Origin of the sequence: Paucibacter soli (assembly GCF_037482845.1) — a bacterium.
Lineage (GTDB): Bacteria > Pseudomonadota > Gammaproteobacteria > Burkholderiales > Burkholderiaceae_C > Paucibacter_B > Paucibacter_B soli.
Genome location: NZ_JBBHJW010000003.1, coordinates 256,940 through 270,841 on the forward strand (window position 1 = coordinate 256,940; position 13,902 = coordinate 270,841).

Sequence of the window (13,902 nt, forward strand, 5' to 3'; positions counted from 1 at the left end):
TCACTCATTGGCTGGTGGCGGCCAGCACCTCGGGCAGGTCGGTCAGGCCGGCCAGCAGTTTCTCGATGCCGTCCTGGCGCAGGGTGCGCATGCCGCTGCGCTGCGCGCTGACGAACATCTCGGCGGCCGGGGCGCGGCGCCGTATCAGTTCGCGCAGCGACTCGTCGGCAATCACCAGCTCGTGGATGCCCAGGCGTCCGTGGTAGCCGGTGCCGCCGCAGGCATCGCAGCCATGACGCCGGTACTGGCGCAGGCCGCCGCCGCTGCCGACATCAACGCCGAAGCGCCGCTGCCATCCGGCGAGCAACTCCTCCTCGTTGATGGCCTCGGCCGCGCCACCGCCGCTTTGCTGATACAGGCGCAGCAGCGAGCGCGCCGCACGCTCATCGAGCGGCTCGACGATGCGGCAGTCCAGGCACAGCCGCCGCACCAGGCGTTGCGCCAGCACCGCCAGCAGCGAGTCGGAGAACATGAAGGGGTCCAGGCCGATCTCCAGCAGCCGCGTCACGCTCTCGGGCGCCGAGTTGGTGTGCAGGGTCGACATCACCAGATGGCCGGTCAGCGAGGCCTCCACCGCGATGCGCGCGGTCTCCTCGTCGCGCATCTCGCCGATCATGATGACGTCGGGGTCGGCGCGCAGAAAGGTGCGCATGGCGGCCGCAAAGGTCCAGCCTATGCGCGCGTTCACCTGCACCTGGCGCAGCCCGTCCTGGCTGATCTCGATCGGGTCCTCGGCGGTCCAGATCTTGCGCTTGTCCTCGTTGAGCTCGCGCATCACCGAGTGCAGGGTGGTGGTCTTGCCGCAGCCGGTGGGGCCGCAGATCAGCAGCAGGCCATAGGGCTTGCTCATCATGCGGCGCAGGCCCGCCAGATTGGTCTCGGACAGGCCGATCGCGTCCAGCGGCAGCGGCTTCATGCCACCCAGCAGGCGCAGCACCACATCCTCCAGGCCGCTGTTGGTGGGCACGGTGACCATGCGCAGCTCCAGCGCCGTGCCGCCGAAACGCGCGAAGTCGATCTTGCCGTCCTGCGGCCGGCGGTGCTCGGAGATGTCGAGGTTGGCCATGATCTTGAGCCGCGCCACCAGGGCGTAACGCACCCGCGCCGGCAGCTCCAGATAGCGGATCAGATCGCCGTCCACGCGCAAGCGGATGCGCACCGGCTTGGGCGCCTCGAAGGTCTCCACATGGATGTCGGAGGCGCGCAGCTCGATGGCGTCGGCCAGCAGGCGATTGACCAGGCGCACCAGCGCGTTGTCTGACTCCGACACCACCTCGGCATCGGCCTCGGCGCTGCCGGGGTCGGCCTGGCTCAGCTCCTGGGCGAGCTCGCGCACCGTGGCCATCTGCATCGCGCCAGTACCGGCATTGGCGCCATTGGCGGTGTCGCCGCTCGACAGCTGGTAGGCGCTGGCGATGGCCTGCGGCAGCGTGCCCGCCGCCGCCAGCACCGGCCGCACGCGCAGCTCGCAGGCGAAGCGCAGGTACTCCAGCAGCCGCTGGTCCCAGGGGTCGGAGACCACCACCACCAGCACCTCCTCGCGCACCATCAGCGGCAGCACGCCCTCGCGCTGCGCGAGCGCGCGCGGCACCCGCGCCAGCGCGGCCGGTTCGGGCTTGAGGCGGGCCAGATCGACGGTGGGCACGTCCAGCCAGCTGGCCAGGGCGATGCGTAGCTGGGCTGGGCTGAGCAGCCCCAGCTGCACCACCAGCTCGCCCAGCGGCACATGCAGCTCCTGCGCGCGCTGGTGGCGCAGCGCCATTTCCAGCTGGCTGGCGGTCAGCATGCCGGCCGCCACCAGGGCCTGGCCCAGATGCGCGGCATGGTGTTCGGGCTGGCGCTGCAGCGCCGCCCAGACGCCATCCAGGTCCGCCTCCACCGGCGGCACGCCCAGCTCGATGGCCGGCCCGCTCAGCGCGTCCAGGGCCGCGGGTATGGTGTCGTGTTCGTAGTGGTGCGGCTCGCTCATGTGCACAGGCTAAGCCCGGCGCGCCGGCGCGGCGCTTGATCTGCGTCAGAACGTGGCCGCTCGGCCACAATCGGCCATCCATCCACAGGTGCCGACATGACCCGCTTGATCGCCCTCTCCGGCAGCCTGCGCCAGGCTTCCTTCAACACCGCCCTGCTGCGCGCCGCCATCGGCCTGGCCCCGCAAGAGGTGGACATCGAGCTGCGCACCCTGCACGGCATCCCGCTCTACGACGGCGATGTGGAAGCCCAGGGCGTGCCGGCAGCGGTGAGCGCATTGCGCGCCGACATCCAGGCCGCCGATGGCCTCATCATCGCCACGCCCGAGTACAACAACTCCATCCCCGGCGTGCTCAAGAACGGGCTCGACTGGCTCTCGCGTCCGCCGGCCGAAGGGCGCAAGACCTTCTTCGGCAAACCGGTGGCGGTGCTGGGCGCCACGCCGGGCGGCTTCGGCACGGTGCAGGGCCAGGACGCGATCCTGAGCGTGCTGCGCGCCTTCGGCTGCAGCTGCTGGTTCGGCGGCCGGCTGATGGTGTCCAAGGCGAATACCTTGTTCGATGCGCAGGGCGAGCTGCTCGACGAGGCGCTCAAGCAGCAGCTGCGCGACTTTCTGGCCGGCTTTGCCGCTCAAATTCGGAGGCCCTGAGATGAGCAACAAGTTCGAACTGCTGCCGGCGCATTTGGGCGCCGTCGGCGGGTTGACGATACGCCGCGCCCTGCCCACCGCGCGCCGCCGCATGGTGGGCGCCTGGTGCTTTCTCGACCACGCCGGGCCGGCCGAGCTGCCCGCCGACCAGCCGATGCGCGTGGGCCCGCATCCGCACACCGGCCTGCAGACCTTTTCCTGGCTGATCGAGGGCGAGGTGCTGCACCGCGATTCGCTGGGCACGGTGCAGATGCTGCGCCCCGGCCAGGTGAATCTGATGACGGCCGGCCGCGGCATCGCGCATTCGGAGGAATCGCAGTCGGGCCGCCTGCAGCTGGCGCAGCTGTGGATCGCGCTGCCGGACGCGCAGCGCTTTTGCGCGCCCGCCTTCGAGCATTTCCCGCTGCTGCCGCAGCTCGCCCTGAGCGGCTTCGACACCACCCTGCTGCTGGGCCGCTACGGCGCTGCGCAGTCGCCCGTGCCCAGCCACAGCCCCCTGCTGGGCATGGACCTGCGCTGCCAGGCGCCGGCCAGCACCGAGCTGCTGCTGACGCCGGGCTACGAGCATGGCCTGATGGCGCTGGAGGGTGAGCTGCAGATCGGCCTGGAGCATGGCGAAGCCATCACGCTGAGCCCCGGCCAGCTGCTCTACCTGGCCCCCGGCGCGCATCGCCTGCAACTCGGCAGTGCGGCGCCCGCGCGAGCGCTGCTGCTGGGCGGCACGCCCTTCGAGGAACCGGTGCTGCTGTGGTGGAACTTCGTCGGCCGCAGCGGCGCGGAGATACAGCGCTTCGCCGCCGACTGGAACGCCGGCAGCGGCTTTGGCGTGGTGCAGGGCTATGAGGGCGAGCGCCTGCTCGCCCCCGATGCGTCGGGCCTCAAACTCAAGTCCCCGGCGCGAAATTGAACACGCCCGAGCCGTGCTGCGGGCGCGCCCCGCCGGCACGTATCAGTATCAGCACGGTGAAGCTGACATTGCCGCCCGAGACGTTCTTGAAGCCGTTCGGGTACTGGAACTCCATGCAGAAGTCCGAGAAGGTGGCGAGGCAGCCGGAGTTCTCGCTGAAGCTGTTGTAGGCCACCTGGGCGGGCTGCTGGTGCGCCAGGTCATAGGCCTCGCCGACCGCGTTGATGGCCGAGATCAGGCCATCGAAATAGTCATAGACCTCCTTGATGCTGGCCGGCTTGGGTGGCGGCAGGGCGCTCGCCAGGCCGCCCAGCGCATTGATGGCCGCGCCACCGATCAGGTAGACATCGGCCGCCTGCGCCACCGCCAGGTCCATGCCGCTCACCTCGATGCTGCTGTCGGGGTAGTTATAGGCATAGGGGCCCAGCACGGCAGCACCCGAATGGATGCCATCGATGAAGGCGGTGCCGGGCAGGAATTTGTCCAGCAGGCCCTTGGCCGCCAGGATGGCCGTCATGTTCTGCAACTGGTTCAGGTAGTCGCCATAGATCTTGTTGACCAGCTGGCCGATCGGCCCCAGGGCGTTCAACATGCCGCCCAGCAGGAACTGTGGCTTCGCCTGGCCGGCGGCGCTGGGCCAGGCCTGCAGCGCGCCGGGCTTGCCCAGCAGGCGATCCAGGCTCAGCGCCTTGGCGCTGGGCACCGCGCCCAGCAGGGCCTGCGGCGCCAGCTGGGCATTGGTGCGCTCGGCCATGGCCTTGAGCAGGGCGGGCATCTCGGTGGCGATCAGGCCTTGGATCAGGTCGGCCTTGTCGACCAGCCCGTACAAGCTGGGCTGCGCGCCGGCCAGCTGGGCGGCCAAGGTCTGCAACTCGCCGCGGTACTGGTCCAGCAGCGCGGTATTGGCGGCATCGCTTCCGCCCGACTGCTTCAGGAGCGCGGTGATCTGCTGCAGCTTGGCCCTGAGCTGCGCGCTGGCGGCGCCATGGGCCAGATCGCCGGGCGTCTGCGCATAGCCATTGGCCGCCAGCTTGGCCGGCAGCGGCACGAAACCGCTGGCGGGCTGGTAGGGCGTGCTGAAGTGCAGCCGCACCGGATCCACGCTGGCCGCCGCCGCCGTAATGGCGTCCTTGGCCGCGGCCGCGCCGCTGTTGTCGCCGCGGTCCAGCGCAGCCTTCAGCAGTTGCAGCTGGCGCGCCATATTGCCCTGCGCCGCCGACAAATTGGCGTACAGGCCGGAGTTTTTGGACACCGGGGTCGGCGCGATCACCGTGAAGGGCTGCTGCGCGCTGATGGCCGTGCCATCCACCGTGGCCACCAGGGTGAAGCCGCCGCGCGTGTCGGCAGCGCTCTGCAGCTGCGCGCCGGCCACCGCGGGCGTCGCCCCCTCCGCGCCCTCGGCCGGGCGCAGCACCTGGTAGTTGATCGGCGGCAGGGGGTTCATGGCCTTGCCATCGGTGTCAAGCACGGTCGGCATGATCGCCACCGCCGTGCCTGCGCCCGCAACCAGCTGGCTCAGCTCCAGCGCGATGCTGGCCGGCGCGGCCGCCGGCGGCGCGGCCGCGAACTGCCACAGCAGTTGCGCCGGCAGCAAGGGCAGCAGCCGGTCCTGTCGCAAGGTGATGGTGTCGGCCGGCGTGACGCTGGCATGCGCGGCGATATCGCCGACGTTGACATCGCCATCGAGAACGGTGGTGCCGGCACCACTGCCCACCAGCTTGGCAGTCAGCGCCTTCTGCGCCTGGGCGCCATTCAGCACCGTGATCTTGAAGACATAGTCGTAGAGCGTGCGCCCCACGCGCGTCTCGCCGACCTTGGTGAGCGAGACCACCGTGGCGCTGGCGGCCGCCACCGACTGGATGCGCGCCTGCGTGGCCTGCGGCTTCGTCAGGGTCAGGTCTTGACTCTCTCCGCCGCCTCCGCAGGCGGCCAGCAGCAGTGCAGCGCTGCAGATGATGAGGCCCTGCAGGCAGCGTCGCATCAAGATAGCGGCGCTCATGAGCGGCTCCCGGCGCCGCGCCGGCGCATCAGCAGGCCCAGCAGGCCCAGGCCGCCGCACAGCTGCGCCCAGCCGGCGGGCTCGGGCACCAGCGTGGTCTGGCCGCTGGCCAGCAGCTGGAAGTTCTCGTCGGTGATCTCGTAATGCAGGCTGCCCGGCGCCGTGGCGCCCAGGTAATCGAACTTGACGACAAAGCCGCCCTGCGACTGTCCCGCGCCCAGGCCCAGCGCGCGGTTCAGCATCACGCTGTCGAAGAAGCCGGCCGCCGGGATGCCGGTATCCGGCTGTGCCACCAGGCTGTCCCAGCTGGCGGGCGATCCCAGCACTTGCAGATTGCTGAAGTCGGTCTCGGCGAAGAACACGGTGAAGCCGGACAGGCTGGCCGGCGTGCCATCGCCCAGCACGGTGAAATCAGCCGTCCAGCTGTTGCCGCCCAGCGGCGTGAAGACGCTGTTGATGGTGGCGGCGATGGCGGCACCCTGGCCAAGCGCCAGGGTGAGCAGGGCGGGTGCGAGCCAGCGGGCGCGCGGGATGGGCATCGGCTGCATGGAAGAGGCTCCTGAAGGCAAGGCCTGACCCTAAGCAGCTGCCGCCGCGACAACCATCCCTAACTTGGCCGTTCGCCCGGTTTCACTGACAAGCGTCAAAGCCTCAGGGCAGCTGTTCTTGAGGCGCTGTTTCCGAGTGCGGAATTGCCAGGCGGCTTCGCTATTATCGCGCTGCCCTGCGCTCAATCCCCTCACTCCGCACCGGCCAGCATGAACAAGACAACCGCGTTTGCACTGATCGCCATGATGGCTTGCAGCCTGCCACCCGCGTATGCCGAAGACGACGCCGCTGCCAGCCCGGCCGCCGCCATCAGCCGGCTCAGCCTCGCGCACCAGTTGGTGGATGGTTCCCCCTGGCGATTCGAGACCGCACACGAGAACACCCTGCATCACTTCCGCATCTCGCCCGAGGGTCGCCTGCAGAGGCAATCGGCGCCCGATCAGCCCTGGAAGAACCTGACGCTGGACCAAGACGGCCAGACCGCCAGCTACAGCACCATCAGGGGCCACACCATCACCTTCTCCCTGGGCGAGAACGGCAAGCCCAGGGCGGCACATTCCAAGCACGCGTCGACGTTCAGTTCGGCCCGGTGAAGGGCAGGGGCTGCATGGCCCGGGAGACACCGGCGCCCCGTCAAGACCCATGTTCCGAGCCAGCCCTGCCTCACGCCAGCCTGCCGCCCTGGAAATCCCGCACCGCCTGCATCAGTTCAGCCTCGGTGTTCATCACGAAGGGGCCGTACTGCGCGATCGGCTCCTTGAGCGGCTTGCCGGCGATCAGCAGCAGGCGCGCACCCGCCTCGCCGGCGCTGAAGGCCACGCCGTCGCTGCCCGCGCTATTGGCCAGGATGGCCATACGCTGCGCCGGCACGCTGCAGCCGGAGGCGAACTGCACGCCGCCGCGGTAGACATAGATGAAGGCGTTGTGCGTTTCCGGTAGTGCCTGTTCAAACCTGACCCCCGGCTCAAGATGCAGGTCCAGGTAGAGCGGCTCGGTGCCCTCGCGCTGCACCGCCCCCTGCACGCCGCGGCTGGCGCCGGCGATCACGCGTACGCTCGCACCCTCGCCATGCCATTCGGGGATCTCGGCCGCGGGAATGTCGCGGTACCAGGGCGCGCGCATCTTGTCCCTGGCCGGCAGATTCAGCCAGAGCTGGAAGCCCTCCATGCGGCCCTCTTCCTGCTCGGGCAGCTCCGAATGGATCACGCCGCGCCCGGCCGTCATCCACTGCACGCCGCCGCTGCTCAGCAGGCCCTCGTGACCGGCCGAGTCGCGGTGGCGCATGCGGCCTTCCAGCATATAGGTGATGGTCTCGAAGCCGCGGTGCGGATGGTCGGGGAAGCCGGCGATGTAGTCGTCGGCCTGGTCCGAGCCGAAGGCGTCGAGCATCAGATAGGGATCGAGGCGGCGCTGCAGGTTCTGCGTCAGCACGCGGGTGAGTTTGACGCCGGCGCCATCACTGGTGGGCTGGCCGGCGATCAGGCGCTCGACGGCGCGTGCTTGTTGCAGCTTGGGGTTCGCAGTCATGATGACAATCATCCTCTGAGATCGGGTTTGGGTGTCGCCCTACATCGCATCGGGGCGTGCCTGCCGCATCACCAGGAGGCTGAGCAGCAGCAACACCAAGGCGGGCAGGCCCTGCGCCAATGGCGTGTGCAGGACATGGAAGTAGATGGCGCCGGCCATGATCACCGCCAGACCGGCTGCCGCCCAGGCGCGCAGCGGCCGGATGAACAGGCCGATGGCGCCGGCTACCTCGGCCGCGCCGATGAAGTAGCCGAACCAGACCGGCAGGCCCAAGAGGGCAAAGCTGGCATGCAGCTGAGGCACGCCGGCCAGTTTGGCACTGCCCGCCGCCAGCAGCGGCAGGGCCAGCAGCACCAGCGACAGGCGGCGCAGGACGAGAGATCGGTCGATTTTCATGGTGTTTCGAGGCTCAGGAGGTCGGTCGAAGGGTGGGTAGGTATTTGCTTAGGCCAGCGCCAGGTCGGCACCCGTCAAGGAGGCGATCTGCTCGCGGGCGCTGGCGAGTCCGGCGGCCAAGGCATCGGGGCCCATGGCCAGGCCCTCGGCGTAGATGAACTCGACCTCGCTCATGCCCAGGAAGCCCAGCACGGTGCGCAGATAGGGCACCATGGTGTCGCTGGGCTGCTCGCGGTAGATGCCGCCGCGGGTCAGCACGGCATAGACCTTCTTGCCCTTGAGCAGGCCTTCCGGGCCGTTCGCGGTGTAGCGGAAGGTCACGCCGGCCTTGGCCACCGCGTCGATCCAGTTCTTCAGCTGGGTGGGCACGCCGAAGTTGATCATGGGCACGGCCAGCACCAGCACGTCGGCGGCGCGCAGCTGGTCGATCAGGGCCATGTCCAGCGCGGCGCGCTCGGCCTGCACCGGGCTGCGCTGCTCGGCCGGGGTGAAAAGGGCCTGCAGGGCGGCTTCGTCGAGTGCCGGATGCGGCTGCAGGCCCAGGTCCAGCACCTCGACACGGGCGTCGCTGCGTGCCTGGCTCAGGCCCTGCACCAACTCCTTGGCCAGGCGGGTGGAAAACGAACCCTGACCGTCTTCTTGAACACGGCGGGCGCTGGAATTGATTTGCAGAATGTTCATCTGGGGGCTCCGTTGGTTTGCCTGGTTGATCGGGTCTTGAACTGAAAGACCATGGGATGAACTGTATTGATCGCATCAAAGCTACAGAAGACCTCAGAATGGATATGATCGTTCCGCCTGCGGAACAATCAACCACACCCATGAGCCTGGACGCCGACGATCTGCTGCTGTTTGCCCGCGTGATGGAGGCCGGCAGCTTCAGCCGCGCGGCCGAGCGGGTGCACTTGCCCAAGTCCACCGTGTCGCGCCGCATCGCCGCGCTGGAGCAGCGCCTGGGCGAGAAGCTATTGCAGCGCAGCACGCGCCGGCTGGCGCTGACCGAATTCGGCCAGGGCGTGCTGGAACACGCCCGCGTGCTGGCCGCCGAGGTGGATGGCGCCCTGGCCCTGGCCCTGCACCGCCAGCAGCGCCCCACCGGGCGGCTGCGCGTCTCGATGCCGGGGGACTTTGCCAACCAGGCGCTGAGCGGCATGCTGTGCCGCTATGTGCTGGACTACCCCGAGGTGCAGTTGGAGCTGGACCTCTCACCCCGCCGCGTCGACCTGATCGCCGAGGGCTTCGACCTGGCGGTGCGCATGGGCAGCCTGCCGGAAGATTCGCAGCTCGCGGCGCGCCGACTGGCGCAGATCGACGTCGGCCTGTACGCGGCGCCCGACTACCTGCGCCGGCATGGCGAACCACAGCTGCCCGAAGCGCTGACCAGCATGCAGGGTCTGATGATCCTCGGTCGAACCGGCGAGCCCCTGCCCTGGACCCTGATGCGTGCAGAAGGCGGCCAAGGGGAACAAGCGCAGCGCTGGCAGGGAACCCCCGCTCAGCGCACCCTGGTGAATGCGCCCGACATGCTCTTGCGCATGGCCTGCGCGGGCCTGGGCATCACCGCGGTGGGCGAGCATTTCGCGCAGCCTTTTGTGGAACGCGGCGAACTGCTGCGCGTGCTGCCCGGCTGGTGCCTGCCGCCGCACGCCTGCTGGGCGGTATTCCCCGAGCGCCGTCTGATGCCCTTGCGCACCCGCCTCTTCATCGAGGCGATGAGCGACGCTCTCTCAAGCTGCCCGGCCAGTTCAAGCCCTACTCCGCCTGAAAGCCAATCTCCACGCTGACCTCGCGGGCCTTGGGAATGGGCGCAAAGCGCCACTGGTTGACGGCATCGATGGCCGCCACCGCAAGCTTGCGATGCGAGCTCTTGGTGGCCTCGGCCCCGCTCACCGCGCCATTCGGCTCGACGGTGAACTTCACCACCACCAGGCCGCTGCGCACGCTGCTGAGCAGCTGGCGCGGGATCTCGGGCTCGACCTTGCTGACCAGTTGCAGCGCTACCTCGGTTTCGGGCTCGGGCGCCGGCGCAATGGCGGCGGGCGGCGGCGGATTCAGCGTCGGGCTCGCGGCGGCCAGTTGCACCGGCTCGGGCGCGGGGCTGCTGCTGGCGGCGCTGGCCAGGGCAGGCTCGGGCTGGGTCTGCGCTTCCTCGACCTTACGGCTGGGCGCCGGCGCCTCATGCCGCGGCGCGGCCTTGGCCACCGGCTTGGCCGGCGCCGGTGCAGGCGCGGCGGGCTTGGCGGGCGCCTTGTCGGCGTTGAACTTGATCCACTGGAACACCTTGTCGGCGTCGCGCTTGGCACGCTCGGCATCGCTGAGCGCCGACTTCTTTTCCAGGTCGCCCAGCTGCTGGGCGCCAGCGCCCAGCGCCAGCACGCCTAGGCCGATGGCCAGCGCCAGGCGGCACAGGCTGGTGGTGGGCGAGAAGCGGTTCATCGTTGAGCGTTGTTCGCGGCGGAGTGAGCGTGGGGAGTGTACGCAGCGCCCCCGGCCGGCCCGGCCAGGGGTTTGCCCGCAGCAGCGTCAGAGTTTTCACGCTTGCCGCCTATACTCACGCCTCGCTCCGGGGAGCCCTGCCGTGCGTCGCAATCGCGTCGCGCCGGGCTGAGATGTGGTGGAAGCCACGGACCCGCTGAACTTGATCCGGCTCGTACCGGCGTAAGAAGAGCTTGTCTGCATGCCCGCCACCGCCGCGCGGGCCTCAGGCCGCCCCGCGCGCCCGTCCGTCCCGCCTCCTGTTCTGTCTCCGGAGTCTTCTCAGCCAAGACCGGAGGACGAGCCCTATGAACAGCGTGACCGAGCCAGGCCTGGAAGGCCTCGGCGGCAGCATCGAGTTGACCCGCGAGCCCCTGCCCGGCTCCAGCAAGCAATACCTGAGCGGCAAGCTGCACCCCGAGCTGCGCGTGCCGATGCGCGCGATCGCGCTCACCAACGGCGAGGTCGTCACCGTCTACGACGCCTCCGGCCCCTACACCGACGCCGTGGCGCCCATCGACGTGCACCGCGGCCTGCCCGCGCCGCGCGCCGCCTGGGTGGCAGCGCGTGGCGATACCGAGGCCTATGAGGGCCGGCGCATCCAGCTGATCGACGACGGCCTGCGCGATCAGGAACAGCAGCTCAAGCTGCAGGCCCTCAGCGCCGGCCTGCAGCGCCAGCCGCGCCGCGCCAAGCCCGGCGCCAACGTGACCCAGCTGCACTATGCGCGCCGCGGCATCGTCACGCCCGAGATGGAGTTTGTGGCGATCCGCGAGAACCAGCGCCACGCATGGATGCAGGAATACCAGCTTGATGCCGAGCGCGAGGCGCGCCTGGCCGGCAACGCCTTTGGCGCCAGCATCCCGGCGCAGATCACGCCCGAGTTCGTGCGCGACGAGGTGGCGCGCGGCCGCGCCATCATCCCGGCCAATATCAACCACCCCGAGCTGGAGCCGATGGCGATAGGCCGCAACTTCCTCGTCAAGGTGAATGCCAATATCGGCAACTCGGCGGTCACCTCGAGCATCGAGGAAGAGGTTGAAAAGCTGGTGTGGAGCACGCGCTGGGGTGCCGACACGGTGATGGACCTCAGCACCGGCCGCAATATCCACACCACGCGCGACTGGATCATCCGCAACAGCCCGGTGCCGATCGGCACCGTGCCTATCTACCAGGCACTTGAGAAGGTAGGCGGGGTGGCAGAGGATCTCAGCTGGAACTTGTTCAGGGATACGCTGATCGAGCAGGCCGAGCAGGGGGTGGACTACTTCACCATCCATGCCGGCCTGCGCCTGCCCTTTGTGCCGATGACGGTGAAGCGCCGCACCGGCATCGTCTCGCGCGGCGGCTCCATCCTCGCCAAGTGGTGCATCGCCCACCACCAGGAGAATTTTCTCTACACGCATTTCGAAGAGATTTGCGAAATCATGAAGGCCTACGACGTCAGCTTCTCGCTGGGCGATGGGCTGCGCCCGGGCTCGCTGGCCGACGCCAATGACGAGGCCCAGTTCGCCGAGCTGCGCACGCTGGGCGAGCTCACAAAAATCGCCTGGCAGCACGATGTGCAGACCATGATCGAGGGCCCCGGCCATGTGCCCATGCACATGATCCAGGCCAATATGACCGAGCAGCTGAAACACTGCGATGAGGCACCCTTCTACACCCTGGGACCGCTCACCACCGACATCGCACCCGGTTACGACCACATCACCAGCGGCATAGGCGCGGCCATGATCGGTTGGTTCGGCTGCGCCATGCTCTGCTATGTCACGCCCAAGGAACACCTGGGCCTGCCCAATCGCGACGATGTGAAAGCCGGCCTGATGGCCTACAAGATCGCCGCCCATGCGGCCGACATCGCCAAGGGCCACCCGGGCGCGCGCGCCCGCGACGACGCACTCAGCAAGGCGCGCTTCGAGTTCCGCTGGAGCGATCAATTCAACCTTGGCCTCGACCCCGAGACCGCGCGCGAATTCCACGACGAGACCTTGCCCAAGGACAGCGCCAAGGTGGCGCATTTCTGCTCCATGTGCGGGCCCAAGTTCTGCTCGATGAAGATCACCCAGGATGTGCGCGAGTACGCCGAGGGCATGGCGGCAAAAAGCGCCGAGTTCAAGGCGCAGGGCGGCGAGTTGTATATCCCGATCGCGAAGGCCTGAGATGGCGAAAGAAACGATCGCAATCGCCGGCGCCGGCCTGGCCGGCCGCCTGTTTGCCTGGGCCTTGAGCCGGGCCGGCCATGCGGTGCAGGTCTGGGACGCCGGACCCGGCCCCGCGCCGGCCTTTGACGGCCAGGGTGCGGCCGCTTTCACCGCCGCCGGCATGCTCAGCCCGCTGGCCGAGCTGGACCGTGCCGAGGCCGAGGTGGCGGCGTTGGGCTTCGACTCGCTGCGCCTGTGGCCCGCCATCGTCGCGGCGCTGCATCAGCCCGTTAGCCTGCAGACCGAGGGCAGCCTGCTGCTGGCGCACCGACCCGACCAGGGCGCCGCGGCGCGCGTGCTGCAGCGCCTGCAGCAGCATGCCGCCCATGGTGATTTCCCGGCGGCACAGCCGCTCAGCGCCGCCCAGCTGCGCGAGCTGGAGCCCGCGCTGCTGGCCGGCCCGCAGGCCTGGCTGCTGCCGGGCGAGGGGCTGATCAATCCGCTGCAAGCCATGCAGGCGCTGCACGCCTCGGCGCATGGTGTGCAGTGGCATTGGCAGTGCCCGGTGGCGGAGGTGCAGGCCGGCCGGATCACGCTTGGCGATGGCAGCCGAGTCAAGGCCGACTGGTCCATCGACACGCGCGGCCTCGGCGCCCGCGCCGCCCTGCCGCTGCGCGGCGTGCGCGGCGAGGTGGTGGCGCTGCAACTGGCCGGCCACGGCCTGCGCCGACCGCTGCGCCTGATGCACCCACGCCATTGCGTCTACCTGGTGCCGCGCAGCGCAGACGAGTTGCTGATCGGCGCCAGCGAGATCGAGAGCGAGGACCGCTCGCCCGTCAGCCTGCAAAGCGCGGTGGAGCTGATGGCCGCGGCCCACAGCCTGATGCCCCAGCTGGGCGAGGCCCGCATCACGCGGCTGGATCGCAATCTGCGCCCCGCCCTGCCCCACCACCGCCCGCATGCGCATAGCGCGCCCGGCCTGATCCAGCTCAACGGCCTGTTCCGCCATGGCTGGCTGCTGGCGCCGGCCCTGGTGCAGCGCCTGCTGACGCAAACCCAATTGGCGAGGCTGACATGAACAGCAAGATCGAGGTCTTGATGGACGAACAGGCTCTTGAGCTGCCGGCCGGCAGCAGCCTGGCTGAGCTGCTGAATGAACTGGCGCACGAGCCGCACAGCGTGGCCACCGCGTTGAACGGCCAGTTCGTGGCGCGTGATGCAAGACCTGGCACCCTGCTTCAAGACGGTGACAAGGTCTTGCTCTTCAAACCCATTGTTGGTGGATGAATCG

Annotated in this window: 14 protein-coding genes and 1 riboswitch; of the genes, 7 read left to right on the forward strand and 7 right to left on the reverse strand. The window is 69.0% G+C overall.

Going from position 1 to position 13,902, the window contains the following annotated elements; genetic code table 11:
• Positions 1-4: 4 nt before the first annotated feature.
• Positions 5-1,969, reverse strand: a complete 1,965-nt coding sequence (locus tag WG898_RS09265; RefSeq protein ID WP_339602487.1) for a GspE/PulE family protein — start codon at positions 1,967-1,969, stop codon at positions 5-7.
• Positions 1,970-2,065: 96 nt separating this feature from the next.
• Between WG898_RS09265 and WG898_RS09270 the strand changes: the two genes are divergently transcribed.
• Both WG898_RS09270 and WG898_RS09275 read left to right on the forward strand, forming a co-directional pair.
• Positions 2,066-2,617: an NADPH-dependent FMN reductase gene (locus WG898_RS09270; protein ID WP_339602488.1), complete on the forward strand. Its 552-nt coding sequence runs from the start codon at positions 2,066-2,068 to the stop codon at positions 2,615-2,617.
• A gap of 1 nt (position 2,618) precedes the next feature.
• On the forward strand, positions 2,619-3,524 hold the full coding sequence (locus WG898_RS09275; protein WP_339602489.1) for a pirin family protein: 906 nt from the start codon (positions 2,619-2,621) through the stop codon (positions 3,522-3,524).
• On the opposite strand, the gene WG898_RS09280 is transcribed toward WG898_RS09275, so the two are convergent.
• A complete protein-coding gene (locus tag WG898_RS09280) occupies positions 3,502-5,523 on the reverse strand; it encodes a hypothetical protein (protein ID WP_339602490.1) in 2,022 nt (673 codons plus the stop codon). The two genes, WG898_RS09275 and WG898_RS09280, sit on opposite strands and share 23 nt — an antisense overlap.
• Positions 5,520-6,071 carry a hypothetical protein gene (locus tag WG898_RS09285; protein ID WP_339602491.1) on the reverse strand — a complete coding sequence of 184 codons (552 nt, stop codon included), beginning with the start codon at positions 6,069-6,071 and terminating at the stop codon, positions 5,520-5,522. The genes WG898_RS09280 and WG898_RS09285 overlap by 4 nt, the downstream gene beginning before the upstream one ends.
• Before the next feature lie 210 nt (positions 6,072-6,281).
• Between WG898_RS09285 and WG898_RS09290 the strand changes: the two genes are divergently transcribed.
• Entirely contained in the window at positions 6,282-6,665 is a 384-nt protein-coding gene (locus tag WG898_RS09290) for a hypothetical protein (RefSeq protein ID WP_339602492.1), read from the forward strand.
• A 70-nt stretch (positions 6,666-6,735) separates the two neighbouring features.
• Here WG898_RS09290 and WG898_RS09295 read toward each other — a convergent pair whose 3' ends face one another.
• Genes WG898_RS09295 through WG898_RS09305 form a run of 3 tightly spaced genes read right to left on the reverse strand, consistent with a single transcriptional unit; the run spans position 6,736 to position 8,676 of the window.
• Positions 6,736-7,599, reverse strand: a complete 864-nt coding sequence (locus WG898_RS09295) for a pirin family protein (protein WP_339602493.1) — start codon at positions 7,597-7,599, stop codon at positions 6,736-6,738.
• 39 nt (positions 7,600-7,638) lie between these two features.
• Positions 7,639-7,995, reverse strand: a complete 357-nt coding sequence (locus tag WG898_RS09300) for a DoxX family protein (RefSeq protein WP_339602494.1) — start codon at positions 7,993-7,995, stop codon at positions 7,639-7,641.
• A 48-nt stretch (positions 7,996-8,043) separates the two neighbouring features.
• Positions 8,044-8,676: an FMN-dependent NADH-azoreductase gene (locus WG898_RS09305; protein WP_339602495.1), complete on the reverse strand. Its 633-nt coding sequence runs from the start codon at positions 8,674-8,676 to the stop codon at positions 8,044-8,046.
• A 140-nt stretch (positions 8,677-8,816) separates the two neighbouring features.
• Here WG898_RS09305 and WG898_RS09310 point away from each other — a divergent pair, with 140 nt between their 5' ends.
• On the forward strand, positions 8,817-9,779 hold the full coding sequence (locus WG898_RS09310) for a LysR family transcriptional regulator (RefSeq protein WP_339602496.1): 963 nt from the start codon (positions 8,817-8,819) through the stop codon (positions 9,777-9,779).
• On the opposite strand, the gene WG898_RS09315 is transcribed toward WG898_RS09310, so the two are convergent.
• Entirely contained in the window at positions 9,748-10,431 is a 684-nt protein-coding gene (locus WG898_RS09315; protein WP_339602497.1) for a TonB family protein, read from the reverse strand. The genes WG898_RS09310 and WG898_RS09315 overlap by 32 nt on opposite strands.
• 118 nt (positions 10,432-10,549) lie before the next feature.
• A riboswitch (TPP riboswitch) is annotated at positions 10,550-10,677 on the forward strand.
• A gap of 101 nt (positions 10,678-10,778) precedes the next feature.
• On the opposite strand from WG898_RS09315, the gene thiC reads away from it, so the two are divergent.
• The 3 genes from thiC to thiS are packed head-to-tail and all read left to right on the forward strand — an operon-like array spanning position 10,779 to position 13,898.
• Positions 10,779-12,629, forward strand: a complete 1,851-nt coding sequence (gene thiC / locus WG898_RS09320; protein WP_339602498.1) for a phosphomethylpyrimidine synthase ThiC — start codon at positions 10,779-10,781, stop codon at positions 12,627-12,629.
• A gap of 1 nt (position 12,630) precedes the next feature.
• Positions 12,631-13,689 carry an FAD-dependent oxidoreductase gene (locus WG898_RS09325; RefSeq protein ID WP_339602499.1) on the forward strand — a complete coding sequence of 353 codons (1,059 nt, stop codon included), beginning with the start codon at positions 12,631-12,633 and terminating at the stop codon, positions 13,687-13,689.
• Positions 13,686-13,898 carry a sulfur carrier protein ThiS gene (thiS, locus tag WG898_RS09330; protein ID WP_339602500.1) on the forward strand — a complete coding sequence of 71 codons (213 nt, stop codon included), beginning with the start codon at positions 13,686-13,688 and terminating at the stop codon, positions 13,896-13,898. Before WG898_RS09325 ends, thiS begins: the two co-directional genes overlap by 4 nt.
• Positions 13,899-13,902: the final 4 nt, after the last annotated feature.

Excerpts from the sequence above, each read along its gene's own strand:
- WG898_RS09265 (WP_339602487.1), bottom strand. The coding sequence starts at position 1,969 with ATGAGCGAGCCGCACCACTACGAACACGACACCATACCCGCGGCCCTG.
- WG898_RS09270 (WP_339602488.1), top strand. The coding sequence starts at position 2,066 with ATGACCCGCTTGATCGCCCTCTCCGGCAGCCTGCGCCAGGCTTCCTTC.
- WG898_RS09275 (WP_339602489.1), top strand. The coding sequence starts at position 2,619 with ATGAGCAACAAGTTCGAACTGCTGCCGGCGCATTTGGGCGCCGTCGGC.
- WG898_RS09280 (WP_339602490.1), bottom strand. The coding sequence starts at position 5,523 with ATGAGCGCCGCTATCTTGATGCGACGCTGCCTGCAGGGCCTCATCATC.
- WG898_RS09285 (WP_339602491.1), bottom strand. The coding sequence starts at position 6,071 with ATGCAGCCGATGCCCATCCCGCGCGCCCGCTGGCTCGCACCCGCCCTG.
- WG898_RS09290 (WP_339602492.1), top strand. The coding sequence starts at position 6,282 with ATGAACAAGACAACCGCGTTTGCACTGATCGCCATGATGGCTTGCAGC.
- WG898_RS09295 (WP_339602493.1), bottom strand. The coding sequence starts at position 7,599 with ATGACTGCGAACCCCAAGCTGCAACAAGCACGCGCCGTCGAGCGCCTG.
- WG898_RS09300 (WP_339602494.1), bottom strand. The coding sequence starts at position 7,995 with ATGAAAATCGACCGATCTCTCGTCCTGCGCCGCCTGTCGCTGGTGCTG.
- WG898_RS09305 (WP_339602495.1), bottom strand. The coding sequence starts at position 8,676 with ATGAACATTCTGCAAATCAATTCCAGCGCCCGCCGTGTTCAAGAAGAC.
- WG898_RS09310 (WP_339602496.1), top strand. The coding sequence starts at position 8,817 with ATGAGCCTGGACGCCGACGATCTGCTGCTGTTTGCCCGCGTGATGGAG.
- WG898_RS09315 (WP_339602497.1), bottom strand. The coding sequence starts at position 10,431 with ATGAACCGCTTCTCGCCCACCACCAGCCTGTGCCGCCTGGCGCTGGCC.
- thiC (WP_339602498.1), top strand. The coding sequence starts at position 10,779 with ATGAACAGCGTGACCGAGCCAGGCCTGGAAGGCCTCGGCGGCAGCATC.
- WG898_RS09325 (WP_339602499.1), top strand. The coding sequence starts at position 12,631 with ATGGCGAAAGAAACGATCGCAATCGCCGGCGCCGGCCTGGCCGGCCGC.
- thiS (WP_339602500.1), top strand. The coding sequence starts at position 13,686 with ATGAACAGCAAGATCGAGGTCTTGATGGACGAACAGGCTCTTGAGCTG.